Below are 25,438 nucleotides of genomic sequence, written 5' to 3' on the forward strand. Positions count from 1 at the left end.
TCTGCTCGCTATTCCTGCTCGCGGTGAACAAGGTCCTGTTCTTCTTCCGAGCCGAGATACCCGCCCTTTTGTCAGGGTGCATTGCCAGGCCGATGCACCGCTCGGGAGATCCGACCCGGATGAGACGGACTACGAGCGTTGTCCGTCCGTGCACAATGTCAGTATCCAGTGAGGTGAAATGAGCACCAATCCCTTCGACGACGAAGACGGCCGGTTCTTGGTTCTGGTCAACGACGAGGAGCAGCATTCCCTCTGGCCGACCTTTGCCGAGATCCCGTACGGCTGGAGAGTCGTGTTCGACGAAAACAGCCGGGCCGCCTGCGTCGAGTACGTCGACAAGAACTGGACAGATATGCGGCCGAAGAGTCTGCGCGATGCAATGGCCGCCGACAACGCGGCACGCAAGGCCGCCAGGCCCAGGTCCTTAGCCGGCGATAGCAGATAGTGCGCAGCGGCGGTTCGGCCCAAGATACGGGGCTGTGTGACGCCGCCGGTGTCACATGCCCCCGCACCCGCCCGCTCACTTCCCGTTTCCCGAGACCGGCCACACTCGACCAGGGTGGAATCGTCCACCACACCGTCGGTCCGCAATCTGGTGTCTGCCAGTGCCCGGGTCACCGCACAGATCAGTCCGGCGGCGTTCCGCGGCCGCTTGTTATAGCCGGGCTGTTTCGGTAGGCAACGAGCAGGTACACCACCGATCGGCGATCTCGAGTTGGCCGGAGATTCGATCGATCCCGAATATGTGCCTGTTCTTCCCGTGTCGCACGCGCCTCCTTCACTTGCTTAAATGCAAAGACCGCAGCTCCAACAGCGACAGCAGTGGTTGTCCATCCGGCGCTGGCAGCCCAAGCATCAGCGGTCATCCCGAATAATTGGTCCCACACATCTCCGAACCAATTGCCAATATCTTGTGTCCACTCGGGTAGAGCAAGGTTCACGCGGCGATTCTGTCACCCGGCACCGACATCACACCGCGCTCATGTCCGGGTCAACGCGGCGCAACGCCGACGCCAGCAATTCACTTCGGAGGTGCTCGGCTGGCATCGCGGCCAGCCCGTGTGTCGCTTCCCCAACAGCTTCGGCCGTGCGCCCCAGCAGCGACAGAACACCGCCACGCTGCACCGCCCCGAATCCGGTGCTCCACCAATACATCGACGCCGGAGGTTCAACACCGTCCGCCGCTTCTGTCGCAACGTTGGCCAGAGCGAGCGCGCGTTGCGCTTCGCCCTTGTCGCCGTGCGCGGCCAACAGCTCAGCCCGCCGCATTCGCCCGTAGGCCGTGATGACGGGGTGCGCGTTCCGTACCGCCAGCGCTGCATCCGACAGGGCGACAACCTCGCCGTACTCCCCCGCGCTCACGGTCACGTAGCCGAGGAATCCTAGACTGTGCGCCAGACGGTCCGCGTCGCGAGATTCCTTGGCCAGGTTCACCGCCGTACCGAGGCTGCGACGCGCTGCTGCGTCAGCTCCGATCGCGTGCTCCAGCCATCCCCGATATTGCGTGATCTCCGATGCGAGGGACGCCGAATGCTCCGCCCTGTGCGCGCCTCACCGGCAAAGGTCTCGGCCATCTCGCCCATGCCTCGGACAGCGGGCAGAACCGTCAAAGCCCCTGCTTCGTCCTCGATTCGCCGGGTAGCCGCCAGCATCAATGCACCGGGCTCCATATGTCCAGCCTCCGCTAGCACACCCTTGTAAACCCGCATCCGTACTCAACCCCAAAAACCGATGCCACGGCCGCGATTGCCGCTGCGACGTTCGCACCAATTGACGCGGACCTGCTGGCCGATGTCTACGGGGGCCTCCTGTCCCTGCCGCCGGCAATCGACATAGAGCCAACGTCGGTGCGAGACACCGGAATGCCGTGAGCAGCGGCATGAACACATTCGACTGATCCTGGCGATTGGTATTCCGCTGGTGGTGCTGTTCGGTGCGTTGTTCTGGCCGGAGCGCATTCCGAAGGACCGCACTGTTCGCGCAATCCGAGCGCGCATCACCGAAGAAGACAGCTCAGACGACCACCTGCGTAAACGCCACCTGGGTAGTTGCCCACCCGCAGCGGGATGGCACGGGGGTGGCATGGCAGGCCGTGTTGACCTGTCGCACCATCCTCGTAAGCCCCCTACCAGGTGCGATGCAGTGCCCCCAGTCGGACTCGAACCGACACTTTGCAGATTTTAAGTCTGCTGCCTCTGCCAATTGGGCTATAGGGGCCTCAGGCTAGCGTACCGACCCGTACGGCTGTACCGGAATCCCGAGTGGTCTTGGCAGGACCGGGCGCCTGAGCCCTGAGCGGGGCACATATGTGCTGCTCGGGGTGCGGGCGCTCGGAGTCCTTGGGGGACAGCTATTCTCGCGTGGCTGCCGAGGTCGGCGGCAGTGCGTCGTCGGCGGAATTCGCCGTGGGCGTGTTGCCGAGGACGGAGTGTCGGCGGCTGTAGGCGAAATACACGATCAGGCCCAGTGCCATCCAGATGATGAAGCGCAGCCAGGTTTCGACCGAGAGGTTGAGCATCAGCCAGAGGCAGGCCAGCACGGCCAGGATCGGGATCAGCGGGACCAGTGGGACGCGGAAGCCGCGCGGGAGATCGGGGCGGGTACGGCGCAGGATCAGGACGCCGACCGAGACCAGCACGAAGGCGAAGAGGGTGCCGATATTGACCATCTCTTCGAGGGTGCCGAAGTCCACGAATCCGGCGAGTAGGGAACAGACGATGCCGACAACGATGGTGAGCCGGACCGGCGTGCCGTGCTTGCCGGTGTGGGCGAGGCGGCGCGGCAGCAGACCGTCGCGCGACATCGCGAACAGCACGCGGGTCTGCCCGAGGAACATCACCATGACGACCGTGGTGAGCCCGGCCAGCGCGCCGATGGAGATGATGTTCTTCGTCCAGGTGGCCCCGTGCTGCGCGAAAGCCGTTGCGAGCGTTGCATGCTCGCCGGACAGCGCGGTGTAGGGCACCATGCCGGTGAGGATCAGGGATACCGCGACGTAGAGGATCGTGACGATGATCAGCGATCCGAGGATGCCGCGGGGCACCGCGCGCTGCGGGTTTTTCGTCTCCTCGGCGGCGGTCGCGACGACGTCGAAGCCGATGAACGCGAAGAACACCAAACTCGCCGCAGCGAGCAGGCCGTACCAGCCGAAGTTGCTGTGCCCCGCGCCGGTGAGGTAGGAGAACAGCGACTGGCGCAGCCCCTCGCCTTCGGCGCCCGGCTGTGACGGCGGGATGTAGGGCGTGAGGTTCGACTTGTCGAAATAGGTCGCGCCGACGACGAGCACCAGCGCGATCACGCTCAGTTTGATGGCGACGGCCACCGCCGAGACGCGCGAGGACACCTTGGTGCCGATTGCCAGCAGTACGCCGAGTACCGAGATGAGAAGTACTGCGCCCCAGTCGAAGTCGATCGAACCCAGATGCACGATCGGTGAATGCGACCCCATCACCTCACCGAGATACTGCGACCACCCCTTGGCGACCACCGAAACCGCGAGCGCGAACTCCAGAACCAGGTCCCAGCCGATGATCCACGCGACGAGTTCACCGAAAGTGGCGTAGGAGAAGGTATAAGCGCTGCCCGCCACTGGCACGGTCGAGGCGAATTCGGCGTAGCACAGCGCGGTCAATCCGCAGGCGATGGCGGCGAAGACGAAGGCCAGCGAGACCGACGGCCCGGCCACATTGCCGGCGGTCCACGCGGTGAGCGTGAAGATGCCTGCACCGACGACCACGGCGACACCGAAGATGGTGAGGTCCCAGGCGGTCAGGTCCTTGCGCAGTTTCGAGTCGGGTTCGTCGGTGTCCCGGATCGACTGCTCGACCGACTTGGTGCGGAACAGACCGCCCCATCGAGTTCCAGGGGTCGCCACACTCACTCCTCGCTGTCGACGACGGGTTCTCCGCCGATGTTTCGATCCACCGGTGTCAATGCACACCGGCCATATGTCGGCTCACCCATGGTGTGAGTGCGACGACGATCAGACCGGCACAAATCGCCACCGCTCCGGTGATACCGAAGTAGGCGAATTCGTGGTCCGCGTCATAGAACCGAGCCAAAGTACCGGACATCGAGGTGCCGATGCCAACGGAGAAGAAGTACAGCGCCATCATCTGTGCGCGGAACGCCTCGGGCGCCAACTGCGTGGTCACCGAGAGACCGATCGGCGAAAGCAGCAGCTCCGAGACCGCGAAGGCGCCCATGATGAGCAGCACCGCCAGCGCCGGAACCGACTTCCCGCTGGTGCCCGAGAACAGCACGAACAACCAGAACGCCAGTCCCATCCCGATCACGCCGAGCGCGAATTTGCGCGGTGTGCTCGGCGCGCGATTGCCCAGCTTGGTCCACATCAGCGCGAACAGCGGCGACAGGCAGATGATCCACACCGGTTCGACCGAGCCGATCCAGTTCGACGGTGCGGTCCAGCCGAAGACGCGCCAGTTCATCCGCTCGTCGGAGTAGACCGCGAGCACGGTGAAGATCTGCTGGAACAGCGACCAGAAGACCGCGTTCGCGATGAACAGCGGAATGAACGCGCGGACCCGGCTGCGCTCGATCGGCGTCACCTCGGCGCTGGTCAGCATGATCACGAAGTAGGCGAGCGCGGCCGCGATGATGACACCCGTGGTGACCTCGGAGAGGTTGTCCAGATTCACCAGTCCGGTGACCATGGCCAGCACGACCACGATGGCCGCACCCACCACCAGCGCGGCGATCGGCCCGACGGCGCTGCGCGGCAACGGATTGGGCACATGCTTGCCCGCGTCGCCGAGATTGCGCCGGAACACCACGTACTGGGCAAGTCCCAATGCCATGCCGACCGCGGCCGCGCCGAAGCCGTAGTGGAAGCCCCAATTCCGTTGCAGCAGACCGGTGAGCAGCGGGCCGACGAACGCGCCCAGGTTGATGCCCAGGTAGAACAGTGTGAAGCCGCCGTCGAAGCGCGAGTCACCGGGCTGGTACAGCGTGCCGAGCAGCGAGGACGCATTGGCCTTGAGCCCGCCGCTGCCGAGCGCGACCAAGACCAGGCCGACGCCGACACCGGTCAGCCCCGGCAGGATCGCCAGCGCGATATGTCCGGCCACCACCACGACGCCGCCGTAGAAGACGGTGCGCTCCATGCCGATCAACCGGTCGGCGACCCAACCGCCGAGCACCGTCGACAGATACACCAGACCGCCGTACGCGCCGACGATGCCGACACCGGTGCTCTGCGACAGGCCGAGTCCGCCCTCGGTCGTCGAGTAGTAGAGGTAGTACCCGAGGATGGTGAGCATCCCGTAGAACGAGAACCGTTCCCAGAGTTCGACTCCGAAGAGGTTGGTCAACCCGATGGGGTGACCGAACAGGGTCCGGTCCCGGACCGATTGCTCCGCCATTGCTGCATCGGACATGCTCCGACCATCCCATATGGGCAGAGAATTTCCGGCATCCCGAAGAAAGTTTCCCTGTTCACCCGAGATGCCTGCACGAGCCCGCACACCAGGGGAATCGCAAACCGCTACCCACGCTATGCAGCATGGAAATAGTCGACCAAGGCGGCGCCATGGCGAATTTTCGGCAACATCGAATATTCGTCGAGCGTCAACGATCCCGGGTGGCTCAGCAAGTCCGGCGAGTATCGAGATCGTGCCGGTGTACCGCGAAGCCCTAGATCAGACTGGTCATATGGCATTGAGTTGGAAGCTGGTCATCGACAGCGTGAACGCCCCCGCCCTCGCCGACTTCTGGGCCGCGGCACTCGAGTACGAGGTGGAAGATCCGAGCCCGCTGATCGAGCAGTTGCTCGCCGCCGGGCACCTGCCCGAGGAGGCGGTCGTCGAATATGGCGGCCACAAGATCTTCCGCGGCTATGCCGCGATCCGCCACCCCGAGGACCCATTCGACCAGACCAGTGGCGTCGGTCACGGTCGGCGACTGCTCTTCCAGGACGTGCCCGAGGGCAAGTCCGGCAAGAACCGCCTGCATATCGACATCCATAGCGAGTCAGGTGACCTCGACAAACTGGTGGCCCGGCTGGAAGAGCTGGGAGCGACCCGCGTCCGCGAGGTCGACCAGGGGCCCGCCGGGCACTGGTGGATCATGCGAGATCCGGAAGGCAACGAATTCTGCGCCGCGTAATTGTGAGCCAGCTCATCCAGCGATAACGCTCGACGAGAAGCCATCGGGACTTCCCGGTAGAGTGCGTCCTCGATAGACGGGGAACCCTCGTTGTTGGCTACCCGGGGGAACCTGATGAAGTGCTCGAGCGCGCGAGTTGCGCTGTTGATCGCCGCGATCGTCACGCTGGTTTCGCTGCTCGGCACCGGGTGCGCACCGGTATCCGCGGTGGACGCGGTGCAGATATCCGATCCGGTCGAAATGGCCGCGGCCGAGCCGCCGCTGTCGGCCAATACCCTGCACGCCGATCTGCGGCTCGCACCATTTCGGTGTGGGCTGCCTGCGATCGGCATGAGCGCGGCCGACCAGCGGCAGTTCGTCCAGACTGCCCTGGACTGCCTGGCGAAGACATGGGGCGCGACCCTGAGCTCGGCCGGTATGACCGTGGCGCCGCTGGAGCTGGTCGTGGTGGACAGCGTGACGTCCGGCTGCTCGAAGCAGGTCCAGCCGACCGATGCCGCCTTCTACTGCGGCGGGCGCGTGTACTGGCCCACCGACGATCCGATTCATCACGGCTGGGGCCCGTTGCTCCCGCAGTACCTGCTGTTCGTCGTGATGCACGAATACGGCCACCACCTGCAGTCCTCCACCGGCATCCTGCGCAAGGCCGATACGGACATCGGTAGCGCGGGCGAGAAGTCCCCGCTCGGCCTGGAACTCAGCAGACGAATCGAACTGCAGGCCCAATGCCTGGCCGGAGTGACGCTGGCAGCCGCACAGGCGGGCGGCCTGGTAACCCCGTCCGCGGCCGCCGAGTTGATCGAAATACAAGCCGATACCGAAGAGGACCCGACCCACGGCACCGGGACCAACAGCCAGCGCTGGGCCGAGGCGGGTTATCGAAGCACGTCCACATCGGTATGCAATACGTGGGCAGCAGCGCCGGACGAGGTGAACTGACGGTCAGGCGATGGACAGGGCGATGCCGTCGAGGATGTCGTGTTCGCTGACGATGAGTTCGGAGATGTCGGCGCGGCGGGACAATTCGGCGGCGAGGACTTCGGTGATGACGGCGCCGCCGCCGATGACGTCGACGCGGCCCGGATGCATGGGACCCAGGGCGGCGCGCTGGTCGTGGTTCATGGCGATGAGGCGGTCGCAGACGTCGCGGATCTGATCCAAGGTCAGGTGGGTGAGATGGACGCGCTCGGAGTCGTATTCGGGGAGATCGAGGGCTACGGCGGCGATGGTGGTCATGGTGCCAGCCACGCCGACCCAGGTGTGCGCGCCATCGACGGGCACCTCGGCGAAGGCCTCGGCTAGTCGTTCGGCGGCGAATTCCCGTGCGGCGGCGACCTGTTCGGCGGTCGGCGGATTACCGGGCAGACAGCGCTCGGTGATCCGGACACAGCCGATATCTGCGGAGAACGCGGCCCGCACACCGGCGCTGTCGCCCAGGACGAGTTCGGTCGAACCGCCACCGAGATCGACGACGACGAAAGGCCCTGTCGCACTGGACAGTTCACCGACCGCGCCGGTAAAGGACAGCCGCGCCTCCTCGTCACCGGTGATCACCTCGGCCTCCGCACCCGACACCACGGCGCCGAGTTCGGCACGCGCCATGGCGAAGAAGTCCTCGCGATTGGCGGCATCCCGAGTGGCCGAGGTGGCGACCATCCGCACCCGGCTGACACCGGCCTCCCGCATGAGCGCGACATAGTCGGCGAGCGCGATCCTGGTGCGCTCGATGGCCTCCGGCGCGAGCGAACCGGTCGCGTCCACACCCTGCCCGAGCCGGACGATGCGCATCTCCCGGTGCACATCCGCCAGCCGCCCGTCGCCGAGCACATCGGCGATCAATAGTCGAATGGAGTTGGTGCCGCAATCCACGGCCGCTACCCGGTCACTCATATCCTGCTCCGCTCATATCACTGCCCGTCGTGGGACCGCTTGTACTCGGGCCAGTCGGCGGGAATCGCGGTGCCGCGCAACCCATTGTCGGCGGCCATCGCCACCGCTTCGTCACCGAAGGGATTGACGCCAGGGCCCTTGGCCAGCGCATGTGCGATCAGCACGTGCAGGCATTTCACCCGCTCCGGCATGCCGCCGCCGGTGAAATCGGTACCGAGCGACTCGATTTCGTTGCGTTCGGCCAGATAGCTCTCGTGGGCGGCGCGATAGGCGGCGGCCAATTCCGGGTCGGTGGCGAGGCGTTCGGTCATTTCCCGCATGACGCCGGCGGATTCCTGCCTGCTCGCCTCGGCCGTGAGCCGCGGATCGGTCAGGTAGTACAGGGTCGGGAAGGGGGTGCCGTCGGGCAGCCGCGGCGCGGTCTTGACCACCGCGGGCAGCCCGTCCGGGGTGCGGTACGCGACGGCGAGTACGCCGCGCGGCTCGCGTCCCAGCTGCTTGGCGATGGTCTCGAGATCGCGCTCGTTCGGCGTGCTCACCTGGGTCCTTCCGATGCTGGCGGCGCGGCAGGCGGTGGCGCGGCCGGTGCGGCCGCGGGCGCCGGAGCCGGCTGCGGTTGGGAGATGCTGCGCCACAGGTCGGTATACCAGGGCTCGGGCGCCTTCGACTGGGTCGGCGCGGCGGGCGGAGCGGGCGCTTCGATGCCGGGCACCTGCACGATGTAGGGCGTCTCGCCGGGCATCACCAGCCGCAGCCGGTCCCTGGCCTCGGAGCGGACATAGGCCGGATCCTGTTGCTGCGCACGGCGATCCCGCAGTCGAGCCAGATCGGCCTCGAGTTCGCTGCGCTCCTGGGCCAGGTTTGCGGCCTCGGCGCGCTGGGTGAAGTAGGTGCGCAGCGGCACGGCCAAGGTGAGCGCCAAAGCGCACACCACGATGGCCAGAATGACCGCTTTGCCGGTGGAGAGCCCGAGAATGGTGCGATCGTGCCTGTCCTCGTGCCCGGCGCGCGGCTCTATCTTCTGCGGCTTCGCCTTCTCACTGGACTGTCTGCGCGTCCGATTGGGCGCGGCCGCCGGACTCTCGGCGGCCGGGCGGGATCTGGCGGCGCGCGACGTGCGGCGGTTCCCACGTCCGGCCGGACTGGTCCCACGCGCACGTCGCTCCGTCATATATCCACCCCTATTGGCTAGCCCTCGAACGCGAACCGCGGGAACGCGACATCCCCCGCATAGCGCGCGGAGTCGCCGAGCGCGTCCTCGATGCGCAGCAGCTGGTTGTACTTGGCGACGCGCTCGCTGCGCGCGGGGGCACCGGTCTTGATCTGACCGCTGCCGACGGCGACGGCGAGATCGGCGATGGTGGTGTCCTCGGTCTCGCCGGAGCGGTGGCTCATCATCGTCTTGTAGCCGTTGCGGTGCGCCAGCTCGACCGCGTCCAGGGTCTCGGTGAGCGTGCCGATCTGGTTGACCTTCACCAGCAGCGCGTTGGCCGCGCCCTTGGTGATGCCCTCTTCCAGACGCTCCGGGTTGGTGACGAACAGGTCGTCACCGACGAGCTGCACCTTGTCACCGATCTGATCGGTCAGCGCGACCCAGCCGTCCCAGTCGTCCTCCGACAGCGGGTCCTCGATGGAGACCAGCGGGTAGGCGGTGAGCAGATCGGCGTAGAACTGCGCCATCTCGGCGGCCGAACGCACGCTGCCCTCGAACTTGTAACCAGTGCCCGCGGTGTAGAACTCGGTGGCCGCGACATCGAGGGCCAGCGCCACATCGGTGCCCAGCTTGAGGCCGGTCTTCGCGATGGCGACACCGATCAGGTCGAGCGCCTCCTTGGTGCCCGCGACGGACGGCGCGAAGCCACCCTCGTCGCCGAGACCGGTGGACAGGCCCTTGGACTTCAGCACCGACTTGAGCGCGTGGTAGACCTCCGTCCCCCAGCGCAGCGACTCCTTGAACGTCGCCGCGCCGATCGGGGCGACCATGAACTCCTGGACGTCGACGCCGCTGTCGGCGTGCGCGCCACCATTGAGGATGTTCATCATCGGCACCGGAAGCACGTGTGCGTTCGGGCCGCCCAGGTAGCGGAACAGCTCGAGGCCCGAGGATTCGGCGGCGGCGCGGGCCACCGCGAGCGAGACGCCGAGCAGCGCGTTCGCGCCGAGGCGGGACTTGTCCGGGGTGCCGTCCAGATCCAGCAGGACCTGGTCGACGGTGCGCTGCTCGACCGCGTCGAGTCCGATGACGGCGGGCGCGATCTCGTCGAGGACGCCCTCGACGGCCTTCTGTACACCCTTGCCGCCGTAGCGCTCCCCACCGTCACGCAGTTCGACGGCCTCGTGCTCGCCGGTGGATGCGCCCGAGGGCACGGCTGCCCGGGTCAGGGTGCCGTCGTCGAGGGCGATCTCGACCTCGACAGTGGGGTTTCCGCGAGAATCCAGGATCTCGCGAGCTCCGACCTGTTCGATGATGGCCACGAAAACGACTCTCCTTCAGCTGCCGGCACGGTAGGTCTGAAGCCTAGCGTCCTCGGCGATCACCGAGTAACCGGCACTCCGACGAAAGCCTTCCCGTTGTCGCGGCCGACACCTGTCATTTCCGCCAATCGGATCGATTACGCCCTGCGTCCGACGCTGTACGCGGCGGCGCGATCGCGCACGGTGAGCAGATAGGTATTGGATTGGTTGTAGGTCAACAGGGCTTGCTGCCAGCCGCGCTCGGAGGTCAGATCACCGCTGCTCGCGCACAGGTAGCGGGCCGCGGTGAGGGCGGCGTCGTCGATGTTCTGCGGATCGGTCACGCCGTCGCCGTTGGCGTCGACACCCCAGCGCTTCCAGGTTTCCGGGATGAATTGCAAGGGGCCCAGGGCCCTGTCATAGACCGAGTCGCCGTCGAGTTTGCCGCCGTCGGTGTCCTTGACCAGCGCCACGCCCGGCGCACCGTCCAGCGCGATGCCGATGATCGGCGGGCGCACGGTGCCGTCGGCGTCGACTTCCGAACCCCGGTGGCTGCCGTGCTTACTTTCCACGCTGGCGATTCCGGCGACGGTGGTCCAGGCGATCCCGCAATCGGGCCGGGATCTGCCCATGATCGCCGCGGCATAGCCGTACGCCTCCAGCGCGACGCTCGGAATGCCGAGAGTGTCGGATTGCTCATCGGCCCACCCGCGCAACTGCACGGCGGTCCGACCCGGAGCGTCCAGATCGATGACGGGCAGCGGTGTGCCGGGACCGGGCGGAATGCCTTCGGGAATCGGCGGCAGACTGCGTTCCGAACCGCAACCGGCTAGCACGAGGGTCACCGCGGCGGCGGCCAAGGCGCCGGTCAGTTTCAGGAGCACCACTCCATCATCCAGACTCCGGCATATGCCGCCCTTGGCGTTCGCATAAGACGCGCCGAGGGTTCAGCGCGCACAGATCCAGTATTCGTCGCGCACAGGGCATAACCCTGTGTGCGGCGATAAACCGGTGTGCGGGAGCGTCAGCCGAGTAGTTCGCGGGTTGCGGTATGGGTTGGGGACGCGAGAACCGTGGTGACGTCACCGGATTCGACGATGCGGCCGTGGTCGAGGACGACGAGATGCGAGCAATGGCCGGCAACGAGGGGCATGTCGTGGGTGATGACGAGTAGGCCGGTGTCGTGGTCGGCGCGGATGCGGTCGAGCAGTCGCATGATCGAGACGGCGGTGGTGTGATCGAGGGCCGAGGTGATCTCATCACAGACCAGGACGGCGGGCTCGGCCGCGAGCGCTCTGGCCAGTGCCACGCGCTGACGTTGGCCGCCGGAGAGTTCGTGCGGGTAGCGGGTCGCCAATTCGGGGGCGAGGTCGACGGAATCGAGCAGATCGGTGATGTGCTGCGCCAGTCGCCGTTTCGGTATGCCGCCGATCCGGCGCAGGGGGCGGCCCAGCGTCTGGGCGACGGTGCGGCGCGGATTGAGTGCGGACAGCGGGTTCTGGGTGACCAGCTGAATACCATTGCGGCCGTTCCGAGTTCGCCGACCGCGCCCGACCGGGACCGGTGTGCCGCCCAGTTCGAGCGAGCCCGTTGCCGTGCGGTGCAGACCGGCGATCACTCGCGCGAGGGTGGTTTTGCCCGCTCCCGAGGCTCCGACAATCGCCAGTGCCGCGCCGCTGGGAAGCGCGATATCGATGTCGGCCAGCACGTCGGTTCCGGCGATCGAGGCGTTGATATCCCGAGCGTGCAGTAGGGGTTTCATGGGCTCGGTCGCCAACTCGACTGTCCTGGCTTGTACTGCTACCGAACCATTTCCCTCGAGAATCGGCCGCACACTTACCGAACCCGACGCAATGGACGCCTCGTGGACCGGCGTGAGCGCGTCGTCTGCCTCGGCCGACCGGTCCACCATGGGTACCGCGGCGCTCGGTACAGGCAGGTGTAGCGCAACTCCGATGCCTTCGGTAGCCACGGCACCGAGTTCCACCACATCATCCGCGATGGTGTGGATAGTGGCGGTGTCGTGACCGGACAGCAGTATGGCGGCGGACCGCTGAGCCGCGATATCGACCAGCAGGCGGGCGATTTCGGTGCGCAAGGATCCATGGAGACCGGCGAGGGGTTCATCGAGGACGAGGATCCCGGTATGGCGGACCAGGGCGCGCGCGAGCGCCACCCGACGCTGCTGACCGCCGGAGAGTTCGCCGGGGCGGCGACGCAGATGCTCTGCGGATAGCCCGACCAGTTCCAAGGTTTCGTGCACCGCGGCGGCCGACGGATGGCTGACCTCGTTGAGCAGCGTGCGCACCCGCATCATGGGATTGAGCGCCGAGCCCGGATCCTGGCCGACGTAGGCGATATGATCACGCCGGAACCGTTGCAGCGCCTTGGAATTCAGCGCGAACACATCGTGCCCGGAAACCAGCGCCGAACCCGCGGATCGGGCCGCCCCCGTCGGCAGATGCCCCAGCAGCGCACGCATCAAAGTCGTCTTGCCCGACCCGGACGGACCGGTCAGCGCCGTAACGGCACCTGCCGCAACGCGAAACGTGGTGGGCCCGAACAACTCCTGACCATTCGATCCGCGCACGGTCAGCGCATCGACGACGACAGGGTCACTCATCTCGACTCCGCACCGAAATCTCCTCACCCGGCGACACCGTGTCTCGGTGCGCGACAAGTCGATCGGTTCGGGTTCGGCCGGACACCCGGTGCGGGCGCCACGCGGCAGGCTCCTTGCCCCCGCCCGCGCGACGCGAGGCCCGCCCGATCGCTGCGACGCGCTTGGACCGACGGCCGTGCTCGAACGATGTCACCGCGAGATTCACGCTGACCGCCACCACCGCGATGGCGAGGCTGGGAGCCAGCACCGCCCAGGGGTTGAGGAGCATTCCGGAGGAATTCTCACGCACCATGACCGCCCAGTTGCTCGCACCGAGAGTGGTCGGCAACTGAAGGAACGACGCGGTGCTCACCACATAGATGCCCTCCACGAAGCGCAAGCCCAACTGCGCGGCGAGCACCTGACGGAGGTTCGGGATCACCTCACCGAACACCAAGTGCCACAGCGTTTCCCCACTCGCCTGCGCACTCTCGACATACCCGCTGGCCGCGACCCCGGCGGCAGCGGCCGCGAAGACTCTTGCGCAGTACGGTGTGCCGAACAGCAGCGCGACCGCGATCAGCCCGTAGGTGCCCGCATCCGGCCATGCGGTCAGCACCAGCAAGATGCCGAGCACGGCCGGGAGCAGCATGACGAAGTCGGTGGCGGTTTCGATCACCACACCGACCCTCGGTCGCAGTGCCGCCACCGCGCCGAGCACGCAGGACAACCCCGTCACCGCGACGGCGATCACCGCCGCCAGCAGCAGCAGACCCCAACCGCCGTACAGCAGTTGGGCTACGACATCTCGACCGAGCCGATCGGTCCCCAACCAGGCATCCGCGCTGGACGGCCCGAACGGGATCCCGACCGCTTCCTCGGCGGGCCGGGTCGCCAATGTCGGTCCGAGCGCGGCCGCGACGACCACCAGCACCGCGGGCAATACCGTGAGCAGTCGGAACTTGTTCATGCCCGCCCCCGCAACGCCCACGCCCGAATGCCGTCGGCCACCGCCAACATCACCATGATGACCACTCCCGTCAACGCGACCACCGCAGCGATCAAGGAGGTGTCGCGATCGGCCACCGAACCGGCCAGCACCGCCCCGAGTCCCGGGTAGTTGAAGATCGTCTCGACTACCAGCGCGCCGCCGAGCAGCATGCCGACCGTGGTCGCGAAGCTCGCCACCACGGTCGGCAACGCGAACGGGAATACCTGGCGCGTCAGCACCTTGGTGGGCGAAAGGCCGTCCAGCACAGCGCTTTCCACATGCGGCGCGCGAGCCGCGTCGAGTAGCGCCGCGCGCACCACCCTGGTGTTCCAGCCGATCTGCGGTATCGCCAGCGCGAGCACCGGCAGCACCAACATGTCGGGACTGGCCGGGAAACCCGAACGGCCGGTAATGGTTACGGCGGGCAACCAGCCGGTCGCCAACGAGAACACCAGGATCAACAAGGTGGCGACAACGAACTCCGGAATCGCCACGGCCGTAGTGGTTGTCGGCTGCAGCAACCGCGACAGCATCGACCCGCGCCGAGCCGCCCACCAACCACCCAGCACCAGCGATGCCACCACCGTCACCAGAAACGCGATCCCACCGAGCAGCAGCGTCGGCGGAAACTTGTCGGCCAGTAGCTCATTGATCGATCGCCCACGCGCCGTGCGCCCGAAATCGCCGGTCGCCACCCCCGAGATCCACTCGAAGAAGCGCACCGGCAGCGGACGGTCCAGTCCCAGTTCGTGTTCCTTCGCCGCGATCTGATCCGGACCCGCCTCGCGCCCGAGCACCGCGCGAGCGCTATTGCCCGGCAACAGGTCGACGGCCACGAACACCGTCGCGAGCAGCGCGATCAGCAGAGCGACGCGCCGGATGAGGAGTCGGGCGAAGGCCATCAGTCCGCGAGCCAGGCTCGTTCCAGCTGCACCCTGGCGAAGCCGCCGAGCGTCGGCACGTCGCGCACCTGGGAGGTCGCGATATCGATGCCGTCGGCCATGCCCCACACCAGGTAGCCGCCGCGGGCGTATTCGATCCGCTGCACGTCGCGGCAGGCCGCCGCGTATTCCGAGTCACCGGGCGCGGCAAGGGCTTTAGCGGTGGCGGCATCGAATTCGGCGTCCTTGAAGCCGGTTTCGTTGCGATTGGAGCCCGAGGACATCAGCTTGGTCGCGAAGAACAGCGCGGAATCATTGGTGCCCCAGGAGACCGTGTAGAACGGGGCTTTCAACCAGGTCTGGTCGTAGAAGGCATTCGACTCCTGTGTCACGACGTCGAGCCGCAGCCCGATATCGGCCAGTTGGGTGGCGATCACCTTCGCCGATTCGACCTCGCCCGGCGCCTCGGCCTTGGTGAGCAGCTGGTAGCTCTTACCGGTATCGAAACCGGCCTCGCGCAGCAGCGTCTTCGCCCGGTCCACATCGCGGGTCCGCTGCGCGATGGTCTTGTCGTACAACGGATCTCCGGTGCCGAGAATATCGTTGCCGACCGTGCCGTACCCCGAATGCACCTGGTTCACCAGTGCCTTCCGATCGACACCCAACCGAACCGCCGCACGCACCCGAGCATCCGCGAACGGTCCATCGGAGGTCCGCATCGCGACACCGACCATGGTGTCGTTCGGCCGCCGGACCACGCGCAGATCACCACGCCCCTCGGCGGTACGTCCAGCGATCGCACCGACATTGGAGGCCAGATCGATCTGCCCGCCGAGCACCGCATTTCCCAGCGCGGTGACGCTGTCGAACATGGTGATCTCGATGGCGTCCAGCAGCGGCGCCGGACCGTGCCACCGCTCGTTGCGCACCAGTCGGGCATTGCCGTCCTGGTAGGACTCGAGCCGGAACGGCCCGGTGCCGATGGCCTTGGTGAAGTCGGTGGTGTCCTTCTTGACGGTGAAGGTCATCAGCTGAACCAGCAGCGGCAGTTGGGTATTCGGTTCGGGCAGCGCGATCACCACCCGGTTCGGACCGTCTGCGGTGATGTCCTCAACGGCGGCAGGCATTTTCGACGCGCCACCGACGGTGCGCAGCCTGCGCAGCGACCACACCACGTCATCGGAGGTGACCGGGGTTCGGTCATGGAAGGTCGCGCCGTCGGCGATGGTGAAGGTCCAGCGCCGGCGCTCCGCATCGGATTCCCACCGGTTGGAAAGGCGCGCAGCAACATTCGGGTCCGCGGCGGGTACCGTGAGCGCGTCGTATACCAGCGAGGTGATGAGGAAGTCGCTGTCATTGCTGAGATTCGCGTGCGGATCGCGTTCGATCCGCGCCGCGCTGCCGAGCGCACCGACCCGCAGGGTGCCGCCGCGGCGCGCGGGGCCGCCGGAATTCCCGCCGTCCGAGCATGCGGCGACCAACAGCACCGCGCCGACGCCGAGTCCCGATCGCAGGAGCTGTCGTCGATTCCATCCCATGGCGCTGCCTTCCTCGAACCTTGCGAGTTACCCACGCGCGATCGCGAAACTCTAGCCAACCGAGCTAGGACAGGCTAGCCTAATGGCGGTCCGGCCGTTGAATTTTCCCGCCGTTACACCCCCGCTCACCACCCCAAGATCTAAGCCACGAATTAACTACAGCTACACCCACTGAGCCCTGGCCTCAGTCATGCGCACTTGTCATTTTTCGCAACGCGCTTAGGTAAGCCTTGCTTAAGGAGGCCAGAGGCACTAGCTTCGCAGATCGAATCGTCATCCCCCACTTTTCGACCCGATGCGAAGAAGGGATCCCTGGTGAAAGGCGTTCTCTCCGAACGTAAGACGCTTCACCCAGTAGAAATCGAACGTCGCGAGCTACCGACCACCGCCGGATATGCGGTGCGCGCGCTCGCCCGGGAGATATGTATCACACTCGACTCCGAACCCGATGGCGCAGCCGATATCGCGCGCACGCTGACCGATCCGGCATTGCTCGAGCAAATCGATGCCCGTGTCGGCGAGTTGCCCGAGCAGGTGCGCGTCGCGCTGCGCCCACCCGCCACCGCGGCGGGCGCCACCATCGTCGGCAAACTGCCGCTGACCGATGCCGAATTCGGGCCGACCCCGCCGAGTTGGGTCGAGGCGGCCCGCTGGAGCGGGGAGGCCGCGCGCCGCGCGAAATCGTTCGAACTCGATATCGCCATGCTGCTGCTCGCCCGGAGTGCGGGTGAACCGTTCGGCTGGTCCGGCCAGCAGGGCGGACGGCTGGTCAACAACATCGTGCCCTCCCACGGCCACGAACACGAACAATCCGGCGCGAGCAGCAGAACCCTGCTCAGCCCGCATACCGAGGACGCGTTCCATCCGGACCGGGCAAACCTGCTGATGCTGGCTTGCCTGCGCAATCCCGATGGCGTCGGCACCACCGTCTCCTCGGTGCGCCGGACCGATCTCGCCGACGACGAGCGCCGACTACTGAGCACGGCGACGCTGCCGATCCTGCCCGACGTCTCCTACGGCACCGGCCACGAGCGCTACCGCGCCACCCCGCTGCCGACCCTCTGGACCGCCGAATCCGACAGCGACACAGCGGATCTCACACTGCGCTACGACCCCGCCTACACCCCGCTCGACGACGCCGACCCGGCATTCCGGCTCGCGTACACGCGCCTCACCGCGGAGCTCGAACGCGTCTGCGTCACCGCCGCGCTCACTCCTGGCGAACTGCTCCTGGTCGACAATGACGTCGCCGTGCACGGTCGGGTACCGTTCGCCGCGCGCTACGACGGCACCGACCGCTGGCTCAAGCGCGTCAATATCCGTTTGCCCGAACGACGCCGTCGGGCCGCAGAGGCCGACGAAAATGGCTATGGGCAACGGATCGTCGCCCCGTTCCGAGCGATAGGCAAACCGCTCGCGATCGACGGTGTACCGGCCCGGGTTACCGCCCGGACCGCTGTGAGGCTGGATACAACACACGATGATCGAGGAACCGTTGAGCACTCGTGACCGGAGCACACCACTGCGTGTGCTGAGCCGCAGCGACCTCGCGGACGTGCCCATCACGCCCGCCGATGTCGTGCGTGCGGTGGAGGATGCGTATCTCGCGTTCGCCGCGGGCGATTCGGATAACCCGCGCAAACTCAGCGTGGCGAATCCGGACGGCTGGTCGGTGGCCTACGCCATGCTCGGGCGCGACGGCCGCCGCCGGGTGGTCGCGATGAAGACCTCCTACAAATTCGATCCCGGCCACGACCGCAGCACCAAGCGCTATTACACGACGATCACGCTCTACGACGACAGCACCGGCGCGCCGATCGCGATGATGGACTGCGCCAGGGTCGGCGCGCTGCGCACGCCGGCGGTCTCGGCGCTGCTCGTCCGCGAGACCGCGCGCCGTGGCGCGGAGAGCGTACTGCTGATCGGCACCGGCACGCAGGGCCGAAACGCGTTGCCGCACTTGCTCGCCGCCAATCCGCAGCTGCGCAAGCTGATGCTCTACGGCACGCATCCCGAGGGACTGGCGGCGGTTCGCGACTACCTCGCAACATACAACCCGCACGCACTGCTGGAAACGGTCGAGGATCCGCGTGCGGCCGCGGGCAGCGCCGATGTCGTACTGGCCACCGCGGGCCCCGGCACCGAAGTCGCCATCGAATCCGAGGATCTCGCACCGGGATCGACGGTGGTCCTGGTCGGTTATGGATTGGCGCCGTCCACCCTGATCGACGCGGATCGCGTCATCGCGACCAGCGCTGAGCAAATGGCACTGACCGGCATCGATATGGCCGGTCCTGACGGCAGGCTGCGGCCGGTGGACGCCGAACTGCCGCAGATTCTCAACCGCCGCGCGGTCGCCCGCCGCTCCGACGACGAGCGGATCTTCGTCTACAACAGCGGGTTGGTGCTCACCGATATCGCCGTCGCGCACGCACTGGCCGAGCGGGCCATCGCCGAGGGCCGCGGCACGGAGGTACCCCTGTGGGACTAGACATCAGCGGCGTCGGGTTCGACAAGAAGATGCGCGCTCCCGGCATCACTGAACCCGACGGCACGCTGCTGTTCGACAACGGCTCGCACCGCGACAAGGTCAAACTGGGCGAGCAGCCGACGAGTGGGGAAAGCACAGTGGATCCGGCGGTGCTGGAGGCCGTGCACGCGCTACTGAGTATCTGCGCGGCGCCACTACCCGCGCGCACCGACGATTGGGAACGGCGGTTGCTCGCCGACCCGAATCTGCTGGGCGATATCGCCTTTGCGATCGGCGGGCCGTTCCACGTCATGTATCCACCGCGAGTCGCGGTGAATATCAACGGATTCCGGCAGGCGTTCGAGCAGTACGGGGTGGACGGCGCGATCTACTACGGGAAGAAGGCGAACAAAGCGGCCTGCGTGGCGCGCGCCTGCGCCGAACATGGTGCGGGCGTTGATGTTTCCAGCATCGGCGAACTGAATGCGGCGCTGTCGCATGGCGTTCGCGGCGACGAGCTGATGGTGACCGGCCCGGCCAAATCCGATGATCTGCTGTGGCTGGCGGTGCGACACGGTGCGTTGATCGCCCTCGACAGCCTCGACGAGCTCGCGCGGTTGGCCGCATTCGCCACTCCGGGCGCGGCGGCGCGCGTCCTACTGCGCGTGCTGCCCAACGGATCCGCCAGCCGATTCGGCATGACCGGCGATGAACTCGACCGCGCGATATCGGTGATCGGCGCTTCCGGCACCGTCGGCCACGAATCAATACGCCTGCAGGGCTTCAGCTTCCACCTGTCCGGCTACGACGCCGTCGCCCGTGCCGAACACGCCGACGAACTGATCACCCGTTGCCTGGATGCACGCACCCTCGGCCATCCCGCCACCACCATCTCCATCGGCGGCGGATTCGGCGTCGATTACGTCCCGGCGACCGCCTGGTCCGAATTCACCGAGCACGCGAACCGGCAGTGGTTCCACGCGGGCAAGTCCTTCGACTCGTATTACCCGTACCACTTCCCGGCACCCGGCCCGGCCATGCTGGCCGCCATCTTGGCACCCGACGGTCTGGCGGAACGACTGCGCGACAACGATATCCGGCTCGCCATCGAACCCGGCCGGGCGCTGCTGGACCGCGCCGGATCGACGGTCTTCCGGGTGCAGGGCAGCAAGACCCGCCACGCCGACGGCCACCCCTACCAGCTACTCACCGTCGACGGCACCAGCCTCAGCTTGTCCGAGCAGTGGTTCGACAGCGAGTACCTACCCGATCCGATACTGTGGCCGCCGCGTCCCGGCGAGCTCACCCCGACCTGCGTAGGCGCGGCCAGCTGTCTCGAATCCGACATGCTCAGCTGGCGGCGCATCCCGCTCCCCAGGCAGGCCGAGGTCGGCGATCTGCTGATCTACCCGAATACCGCTGGCTACCAGATGGATTCGAACGAGTCGGCCTTTCACGAACTGCCGATCCCACCGAAGGTGGTGCTGCGTGATACCGGCGATCGGCTCCGCTGGACGCTCGACGCCGGATAGTCCGGCCCCTTTTCGACCTACCCCTTCCGCCCCGAACGAGGAGACCTCCATGCCGCTCGTCACGCGCGTGACGGATCTGATCGGCCGCACCCCGCTGTTCGAACTCGCGACCACCACGACCGGCACCCGGCTGCTGCTCAAGCTCGAGCAGTTCAATCCCACGGGCGCGGCCAAGATCAGGATGGCGCGCGCGATGGTCGACGATGCCGAGCGCAGAGGTTTGCTGAGCGATGGCGGGCATATTATCGAGTCGACATCCGGTAACACCGGGCTCGGCCTCGCGGTAGTAGCTGCCGAACGTGGGTACCGCTTCACCGCAGTGGTCGATCATCACGCATGTAAGGACAAGCTGCGCGCGATGCGAGCAATGGGTGCGGAGTTGGTATTCGTCGCCGATGACGGCGACGACAACCTGGCCACCTCGGCGCGGGAGGATCTCGCCGAGGCGATGGCGGCCGAGCGGTCGGACGCGTACTTCACCGAACAGCACAACAATGACGCCAACGCGGTCGGCTACTACGCCGTGGCCGAGGAATTGCTGGAAGACGTCGACCGCGTCGATATCCTGATCTCCGCGGTGGGTACCGGCGGTTCGCTGTTCGGCACCGCGACCCGGCTGCGCCAACTCGGCTGCACGCCACGGGTGATCGGTGTGGAGCCGGTCGGCTCGATCGCCTTCGGCGGTCCCGGCGGACCGTACTGGCAGTCCGGCACCGGCACCCCGCCGGGCGCCACCATCGGCACCGCCGTCGACTATTCGCTGCTGGACGAGGGCGTCAAGGTCTCCGATGTCGCGGCCTTCGCCGCCGCCCGCGCGGTCGCGGCCGAACTCGGCCTGATGATCGGCGGCTCCGCGGGCGGCTCGGTACACGCCGCACTCACCCGGCTCGAGGAATTCCCGCCCGGCTCGACCGTGGTCACCATCGTATGCGACGGCGGCGAGAAATACCTCGACTCCGTCTTCGACGACAACTGGATGAACGAGCGCGACCTGCTCGACGCCGCCGCCGAACGTGAGGTGCGCGCGATGCTCGACCGCTACGCTCCAGCTACCCGGAATGATCAGCTTGTGGAGGCGCGATGAACAGGAGTGTGCGGTGATCTTGTCTCGGTACCGCGCCGATGGACGCCAGCTCACCGCGCTGGCCGCACCCATCGCGTTGACCCAGCTGGCGCAGATCGCGGTGTCCACCACCAATATCGCGCTGATGGGCACGCTCGGTGTGCGTGAGGTCGCCGCGGGCGGGCTGGCGATGGTGCTGTTCAACCAGATTCGCACCATGTGCGTCGGGTTGATCACCGGGACCGGGAACCAGATCGCTACCTCGGTGAGTGCGGCGGGCAAGCGGGGCGAGTCCCCGGATCGGGAGGTCCGCGCTATCGTGCGGTCGAGTTTCCTGATCGCCACCGTCGCCGGAATCGTCGGCGGCGCAGTGCTCGTCGGTCTCGGCTGGGCGTTGCGGTGGCTCGGTCAGGACACGGCGGTGCTGGCCGACGCGCGGCCGCTGATGATCGCGCTCGCGCCCGGACTGCTGCCCTGCCTGTGGTTCCAGGTGCTGCGGCAGTACACCGTCGGTATGCAGCGTCCGCAGGCGCTGCTGCTGGTAACCCTGGGCTCGGTGGCGCTGAATCTCGTACTGGCCCTTGCCTTCATCCACGGCTGGGCCGGACTGCCCGCCCTCGGGCTGACCGGCATCGGCATCGCGACCTCACTGGTCTTCCTGATCACCTTCGGCGTGTTCTGGGCGATGGTGCGCGCGGATGCCGAACTCGGCGCGACGCTGCCGCTGCGGCCGTGGCCGGTGCACCCGCCGACCATCCGGGCCGAGTTGAAGCTCGGCGCGCCGATCGCGCTCACCTACGGTTCGGAGGCGGGCATGTTCTCGGTGCTCGCCCTGGTGATGGGCAGCATCGGACCGGCCGCGCTGGCCGCGCACAATGTGGTCTACCAGATCATCTACATCGTCTTCCAGGTCGCGATCGGCCTGTCGCACGGCGCGTCCATTCTGGTCAGCCATGCCGTCGCCCGCGACGAATACGGGCACGCCCGAGCACTGGCGTGGCTGGCGCTGCAGCACGCCGGCATCGTCGCCGCGGTCACCGGCGTGGTCTACATCGCCGCGCCGAAGCTCGTGCTGACCCCCTTCCTGGAACCCAGCGACACCGCGACGATCGAACTGGCACGCTCCCTGCTTCTCATCGGCATCGTGCTCCAATTCTTCGACGCCGCACAGAACATCGGCACCGGACTGCTGCGCGGCCTCGAGGAAACCAAGGCGGGCTTCCGCCTGTCCCTGGTCGGCTACTGGCTCGTCGGCCTCCCCACCGCCCTACTCCTGGCCTTCCCCGCCGGCCTCGGCGCCGCGGGCGTCTGGTGGGGCCTCACCGCGGGCCTGGCCGCCACCGCCGTCCTCATGCTGCGCCGCTACTTCACCCTCCTCGACGCCGAACAGCGGGCTCACCCGCACCGCATCCCCGAATCCCTGCCCAGCCCCGGCTGACCCGAGGCGGGCAAATAGGCGTGGGTGGATCCGGCGGAAAGTGTTGGCGGGCAACCTGATAGCCTGCCGGGAATGCGGCAGAGCCTGGCATTGAGTTGTGAGCGGATCTCCGCTGAACTGCTCGACCACTTCGACGGTGTCGGGATGGTGCGCGGTGAATATGTATTCCGCGCGGCCGGGAAATACCCGACACCGGAATCGGTTTCGGGTTATCTGGTGCCGTATCTGCGGCATATCTCCAAGCGTGCGAGCGGGACCATCTGGTATCGCACCATGGAAGCCGATACCGCCGAATGCAATACCCTCGACGGCGTCGAAGAGATCATCCACGAGCCGAACACCCTGCTCGGTCTGCGCGGAATTCGCCGGGCGCGCCGCTTTCCCGAGGCATTCGTCGCGGAACTCGAGGGCATCGCGCAGGTGCGCGACGAGGGCGCCGATATCGGCGTGCTGTTTCCCTTCGTCACCTATGTGGACGAATTGCAGTGGGCCATCCAGCAAACCAGGGCCGTCATCGGTGACTGCCCGGTCGCCACGATGGTCGAAATCCCATCACTGCTGCTCGAAGTAGACCGCGTCGTTGCCACCGGGGTATCGCGCGTGGTGATCGGTTGCAACGACCTGTCGTCGCTGCTGCTCGGCCAGGCCCGCGCATCACTGCGACCGGTGCGCCCCGTTCCCCCGCTGCTGCGCGCGATCGAACGCGTCACGATGGTGGCCGCCGCCGCGGGCGTGCAGACCGCGGTCGCGGGTTATCTACATCCGGACCTGGTCGCGGCCTGCGCGAACCTCGGCGTCGACGAATGCGTGCTGCACTACTCCGACCTCCCCGAACTACTGGGTGACGAGTTCGCGGAGCTGCCGGATCTGGATGTGCTGCAAGCGATCAAGCGCAAGACGCGCGCCGCGATCGCGATATTCGAGGCCGAGCGGGCGGCCGGTTCCGATCCCGACCACCCGCAGGCCCATCAGACTTTGACGCCGTAGTCGCGGGCGATCCCCGCCAGTCCGGAGGCATAGCCCTGACCGATGGCGCGGAACTTCCACTCGTTGCCGTACCGGTACAACTCCCCGAACACCATGGCGGTCTCGGTGGACGCGTCCTCGGTGAGGTCATACCGGGCCAGTTCGGCGCCCGTGGTCGCGTCCACCACTCGGATGTACGCGTTGCGGATCTGTCCGAACGACTGTCCCCGCGCATCGGCATCGTGGATCGAGACCGGGAAGAAGATATTGGTGATCGTCGGCGGCGTGGCCGCCAGATCGACATTGATCACCTCGTCGTCGCCTTCGCCCTCACCGGTGAGATTGTCACCGGTGTGTTCGATCGTGCCCTCGGGCGAGCGCAGATTGTTGTAGAACACGAAGTGCTGATCGGACAGCACCCGCTGATTCGAGCCCGTGGCGAGCGCACTCGCGTCGAGGTCGTAATCGGCCCCGGTGGTCGTTCGCACATCCCAGCCGAGCCCCACCGCTACCTTGGTGAGGTTGGCCGCCTGCTTCGACAGCGAGACATTTCCGCCTTTGGCCAATGTGACGCTCATGATCCCCTTCCGTTCGACGCGTTCGCGCCGCCTTTCTCCACGATTATTACCCTGTCCGGGACTGGTTACGCCCGTTCAGTTCTGGTTGTGGGCCTTCGCGAGCAGTCGCTAGCGGGCCCAAGCGCGCAGCGTCTGGACGCGCCCTTCGAGTGCGTGCAATTCGCTCGCGTCGAGCACCGTGCGCTCGATGCCGTGCGCCACCGCGAATGCCGATTGGCGGTGATCGTCGATCACCTCGACATCGATCTGCACCGCCACATACTCTGGCGCGCCGGGCATTTCCTCGGCAACGACCTTCGCCCGTCCGCGCGCGCACAGTGCGACATTGCCGCCGCCGAGAATCAGCAGGGCGACCTCGGACCGCTCCCGCAACCGGGCCAGCGAACCGCGGTCGAATTTGAGACTGAGCAGAATGCGCCGGTCACCGGCGCGCACGGGCCAGGAGACCGGAATCGCATGCGGCGCGGGATCGGTGGTGACCAGCACCGCGATCGTTTCCTGGGGCCATTCCGGTAGCACGTCCAGCTCGGGATGATCGGTCGTCGAGTGGTCCTGATGTTGCGCGGGGCTCGCTGCGGCTGCCATCTTCGTCACCTCATGGATTGATGCAACGCGGCGGGCTGTGCCACGTTACTTGCAAGTCTAAGGTGCTGTGTCCCTTGTTCGCTGGCCCTGCCAGCTTTGTCCGAAGTGCTCTCAGTGACCTCTAAGGACGCCAGCGCGGCGCCGCTGGCTATCTTTGCTCGTTCGTCGGAGATTATGCGGTGAGGCTACCCTTATTTCAATGGGACAATCGCGCTGAACAGTCTGTCCCGGACACTATTGGAGTGTCCGGATTGACGGGTCGGCACAGTCGATGCATCATTCCTAACAGCACCCTGTTCATCAGGGACTTCTCCATTCGTCGGCCAA

At 66.6% G+C, this 25,438-nt stretch carries 23 protein-coding genes, 1 tRNA gene and 1 pseudogene; 9 read left to right on the forward strand and 16 right to left on the reverse strand.

Going from position 1 to position 25,438, the window contains the following annotated elements; translation table 11 throughout:
- The first annotated feature begins 178 nt into the window (after positions 1–178).
- Positions 179–445 (forward strand): MbtH family protein, encoded by a 267-nt coding sequence (locus OG874_RS29180; protein ID WP_330250307.1) that lies wholly within the window; start codon positions 179–181, stop codon positions 443–445.
- Between the two features lie 44 nt (positions 446–489).
- On the opposite strand, the pseudogene OG874_RS44905 reads toward OG874_RS29180, so the two are convergent.
- From OG874_RS44905 to OG874_RS29200, 5 genes and pseudogenes are all read right to left on the reverse strand, one after another.
- Positions 490–678, reverse strand: a pseudogene (locus tag OG874_RS44905) (IS982 family transposase); the annotation flags it as partial.
- 291 nt (positions 679–969) lie between these two features.
- Positions 970–1,434, reverse strand: coding sequence for a hypothetical protein (locus OG874_RS29185; RefSeq protein ID WP_330250308.1), 465 nt, complete (start codon positions 1,432–1,434; stop codon positions 970–972).
- A 709-nt stretch (positions 1,435–2,143) separates the two neighbouring features.
- Positions 2,144–2,217 (reverse strand) — tRNA-Leu (locus OG874_RS29190).
- Between the two features lie 133 nt (positions 2,218–2,350).
- Positions 2,351–3,874 (reverse strand): amino acid permease, encoded by a 1,524-nt coding sequence (locus tag OG874_RS29195; protein WP_330250309.1) that lies wholly within the window; start codon positions 3,872–3,874, stop codon positions 2,351–2,353.
- Between the two features lie 55 nt (positions 3,875–3,929).
- Positions 3,930–5,396, reverse strand: coding sequence for a peptide MFS transporter (locus OG874_RS29200; RefSeq protein WP_330250310.1), 1,467 nt, complete (start codon positions 5,394–5,396; stop codon positions 3,930–3,932).
- 274 nt (positions 5,397–5,670) lie between these two features.
- Here OG874_RS29200 and OG874_RS29205 point away from each other — a divergent pair, with 274 nt between their 5' ends.
- Entirely contained in the window at positions 5,671–6,123 is a 453-nt protein-coding gene (locus OG874_RS29205) for a VOC family protein (RefSeq protein WP_330250311.1), read from the forward strand.
- Between the two features lie 114 nt (positions 6,124–6,237).
- Positions 6,238–7,062: a neutral zinc metallopeptidase gene (locus OG874_RS29210; protein WP_330250312.1), complete on the forward strand. Its 825-nt coding sequence runs from the start codon at positions 6,238–6,240 to the stop codon at positions 7,060–7,062.
- A gap of 3 nt (positions 7,063–7,065) precedes the next feature.
- Here the strand turns inward: OG874_RS29210 and OG874_RS29215 are convergent, their stop codons facing one another.
- The 9 genes from OG874_RS29215 to OG874_RS29255 all read right to left on the reverse strand — a co-directional run bounded on the left by OG874_RS29215 (position 7,066) and on the right by OG874_RS29255 (position 16,479).
- On the reverse strand, positions 7,066–8,013 hold the full coding sequence (locus tag OG874_RS29215) for a Ppx/GppA phosphatase family protein (RefSeq protein ID WP_330250313.1): 948 nt from the start codon (positions 8,011–8,013) through the stop codon (positions 7,066–7,068).
- Positions 8,014–8,030: 17 nt separating this feature from the next.
- Complete coding sequence (locus OG874_RS29220) at positions 8,031–8,552, reverse strand: DUF501 domain-containing protein (RefSeq protein ID WP_330250314.1); 522 nt, start codon at positions 8,550–8,552, stop codon at positions 8,031–8,033.
- On the reverse strand, positions 8,549–9,184 hold the full coding sequence (locus tag OG874_RS29225; protein ID WP_330250315.1) for an FtsB family cell division protein: 636 nt from the start codon (positions 9,182–9,184) through the stop codon (positions 8,549–8,551). The genes OG874_RS29220 and OG874_RS29225 overlap by 4 nt, the downstream gene beginning before the upstream one ends.
- A 17-nt stretch (positions 9,185–9,201) precedes the next feature.
- Positions 9,202–10,488 (reverse strand): phosphopyruvate hydratase, encoded by a 1,287-nt coding sequence (gene eno, locus OG874_RS29230; RefSeq protein ID WP_330250316.1) that lies wholly within the window; start codon positions 10,486–10,488, stop codon positions 9,202–9,204.
- Positions 10,489–10,625: 137 nt separating this feature from the next.
- Positions 10,626–11,351: a lytic transglycosylase domain-containing protein gene (locus OG874_RS29235; protein WP_330250317.1), complete on the reverse strand. Its 726-nt coding sequence runs from the start codon at positions 11,349–11,351 to the stop codon at positions 10,626–10,628.
- Positions 11,352–11,491: 140 nt separating this feature from the next.
- Entirely contained in the window at positions 11,492–13,090 is a 1,599-nt protein-coding gene (locus OG874_RS29240) for an ABC transporter ATP-binding protein (protein ID WP_330250318.1), read from the reverse strand.
- Positions 13,083–14,039 (reverse strand): ABC transporter permease, encoded by a 957-nt coding sequence (locus OG874_RS29245; RefSeq protein ID WP_330250319.1) that lies wholly within the window; start codon positions 14,037–14,039, stop codon positions 13,083–13,085. Before OG874_RS29245 ends, OG874_RS29240 begins: the two co-directional genes overlap by 8 nt.
- Entirely contained in the window at positions 14,036–14,962 is a 927-nt protein-coding gene (locus tag OG874_RS29250) for an ABC transporter permease (protein ID WP_330250320.1), read from the reverse strand. Before OG874_RS29250 ends, OG874_RS29245 begins: the two co-directional genes overlap by 4 nt.
- Entirely contained in the window at positions 14,962–16,479 is a 1,518-nt protein-coding gene (locus OG874_RS29255; protein WP_330250321.1) for an ABC transporter substrate-binding protein, read from the reverse strand. Before OG874_RS29255 ends, OG874_RS29250 begins: the two co-directional genes overlap by 1 nt.
- 315 nt (positions 16,480–16,794) lie before the next feature.
- Here OG874_RS29255 and OG874_RS29260 point away from each other — a divergent pair, with 315 nt between their 5' ends.
- From OG874_RS29260 to OG874_RS29285, 6 genes are all read left to right on the forward strand, one after another.
- Complete coding sequence (locus OG874_RS29260) at positions 16,795–17,988, forward strand: TauD/TfdA family dioxygenase (protein WP_330250322.1); 1,194 nt, start codon at positions 16,795–16,797, stop codon at positions 17,986–17,988.
- Complete coding sequence (locus tag OG874_RS29265) at positions 17,960–18,970, forward strand: ornithine cyclodeaminase family protein (protein ID WP_330250323.1); 1,011 nt, start codon at positions 17,960–17,962, stop codon at positions 18,968–18,970. The genes OG874_RS29260 and OG874_RS29265 overlap by 29 nt, the downstream gene beginning before the upstream one ends.
- Positions 18,961–20,481 carry a Y4yA family PLP-dependent enzyme gene (locus tag OG874_RS29270; RefSeq protein WP_330250324.1) on the forward strand — a complete coding sequence of 507 codons (1,521 nt, stop codon included), beginning with the start codon at positions 18,961–18,963 and terminating at the stop codon, positions 20,479–20,481. Before OG874_RS29265 ends, OG874_RS29270 begins: the two co-directional genes overlap by 10 nt.
- A gap of 49 nt (positions 20,482–20,530) precedes the next feature.
- Positions 20,531–21,565 carry a PLP-dependent cysteine synthase family protein gene (locus OG874_RS29275; protein WP_330250325.1) on the forward strand — a complete coding sequence of 345 codons (1,035 nt, stop codon included), beginning with the start codon at positions 20,531–20,533 and terminating at the stop codon, positions 21,563–21,565.
- 13 nt (positions 21,566–21,578) lie between these two features.
- On the forward strand, positions 21,579–22,982 hold the full coding sequence (locus OG874_RS29280) for an MATE family efflux transporter (RefSeq protein WP_330250326.1): 1,404 nt from the start codon (positions 21,579–21,581) through the stop codon (positions 22,980–22,982).
- Positions 22,983–23,054: 72 nt separating this feature from the next.
- Positions 23,055–23,969: a putative PEP-binding protein gene (locus OG874_RS29285; protein WP_330250327.1), complete on the forward strand. Its 915-nt coding sequence runs from the start codon at positions 23,055–23,057 to the stop codon at positions 23,967–23,969.
- Here the strand turns inward: OG874_RS29285 and OG874_RS29290 are convergent.
- The gene (locus OG874_RS29290; RefSeq protein ID WP_330250328.1) at positions 23,951–24,526 is read right to left on the reverse strand and encodes a TerD family protein; all 576 of its coding nucleotides are present in this window, start codon (positions 24,524–24,526) and stop codon (positions 23,951–23,953) included. The two genes, OG874_RS29285 and OG874_RS29290, sit on opposite strands and share 19 nt — an antisense overlap.
- Positions 24,527–24,634: 108 nt before the next feature.
- Positions 24,635–25,111, reverse strand: coding sequence for a hypothetical protein (locus OG874_RS29295; RefSeq protein ID WP_330250329.1), 477 nt, complete (start codon positions 25,109–25,111; stop codon positions 24,635–24,637).
- Positions 25,112–25,438 lie beyond the last annotated feature (327 nt).

The sequence above is a fragment of the Nocardia sp. NBC_00565 genome (assembly GCF_036345915.1).
Taxonomy (GTDB): Bacteria; Actinomycetota; Actinomycetes; order Mycobacteriales; family Mycobacteriaceae; genus Nocardia.

Bases quoted from the DNA above. Each gene is read 5' to 3' on its own strand.
- OG874_RS29180 (WP_330250307.1), top strand. From the start codon at position 179: ATGAGCACCAATCCCTTCGACGACGAAGACGGCCGGTTCTTGGTTCTG.
- OG874_RS29200 (WP_330250310.1), bottom strand. From the start codon at position 5,396: ATGTCCGATGCAGCAATGGCGGAGCAATCGGTCCGGGACCGGACCCTG.
- OG874_RS29205 (WP_330250311.1), top strand. From the start codon at position 5,671: ATGGCATTGAGTTGGAAGCTGGTCATCGACAGCGTGAACGCCCCCGCC.
- OG874_RS29210 (WP_330250312.1), top strand. From the start codon at position 6,238: ATGAAGTGCTCGAGCGCGCGAGTTGCGCTGTTGATCGCCGCGATCGTC.
- OG874_RS29215 (WP_330250313.1), bottom strand. From the start codon at position 8,013: ATGAGTGACCGGGTAGCGGCCGTGGATTGCGGCACCAACTCCATTCGA.
- OG874_RS29225 (WP_330250315.1), bottom strand. From the start codon at position 9,184: ATGACGGAGCGACGTGCGCGTGGGACCAGTCCGGCCGGACGTGGGAAC.
- OG874_RS29240 (WP_330250318.1), bottom strand. From the start codon at position 13,090: ATGAGTGACCCTGTCGTCGTCGATGCGCTGACCGTGCGCGGATCGAAT.
- OG874_RS29245 (WP_330250319.1), bottom strand. From the start codon at position 14,039: ATGAACAAGTTCCGACTGCTCACGGTATTGCCCGCGGTGCTGGTGGTC.
- OG874_RS29250 (WP_330250320.1), bottom strand. From the start codon at position 14,962: ATGGCCTTCGCCCGACTCCTCATCCGGCGCGTCGCTCTGCTGATCGCG.
- OG874_RS29255 (WP_330250321.1), bottom strand. From the start codon at position 16,479: ATGGGATGGAATCGACGACAGCTCCTGCGATCGGGACTCGGCGTCGGC.
- OG874_RS29265 (WP_330250323.1), top strand. From the start codon at position 17,960: ATGATCGAGGAACCGTTGAGCACTCGTGACCGGAGCACACCACTGCGT.
- OG874_RS29275 (WP_330250325.1), top strand. From the start codon at position 20,531: ATGCCGCTCGTCACGCGCGTGACGGATCTGATCGGCCGCACCCCGCTG.
- OG874_RS29285 (WP_330250327.1), top strand. From the start codon at position 23,055: ATGCGGCAGAGCCTGGCATTGAGTTGTGAGCGGATCTCCGCTGAACTG.
- OG874_RS29290 (WP_330250328.1), bottom strand. From the start codon at position 24,526: ATGAGCGTCACATTGGCCAAAGGCGGAAATGTCTCGCTGTCGAAGCAG.
- OG874_RS29295 (WP_330250329.1), bottom strand. From the start codon at position 25,111: ATGGCAGCCGCAGCGAGCCCCGCGCAACATCAGGACCACTCGACGACC.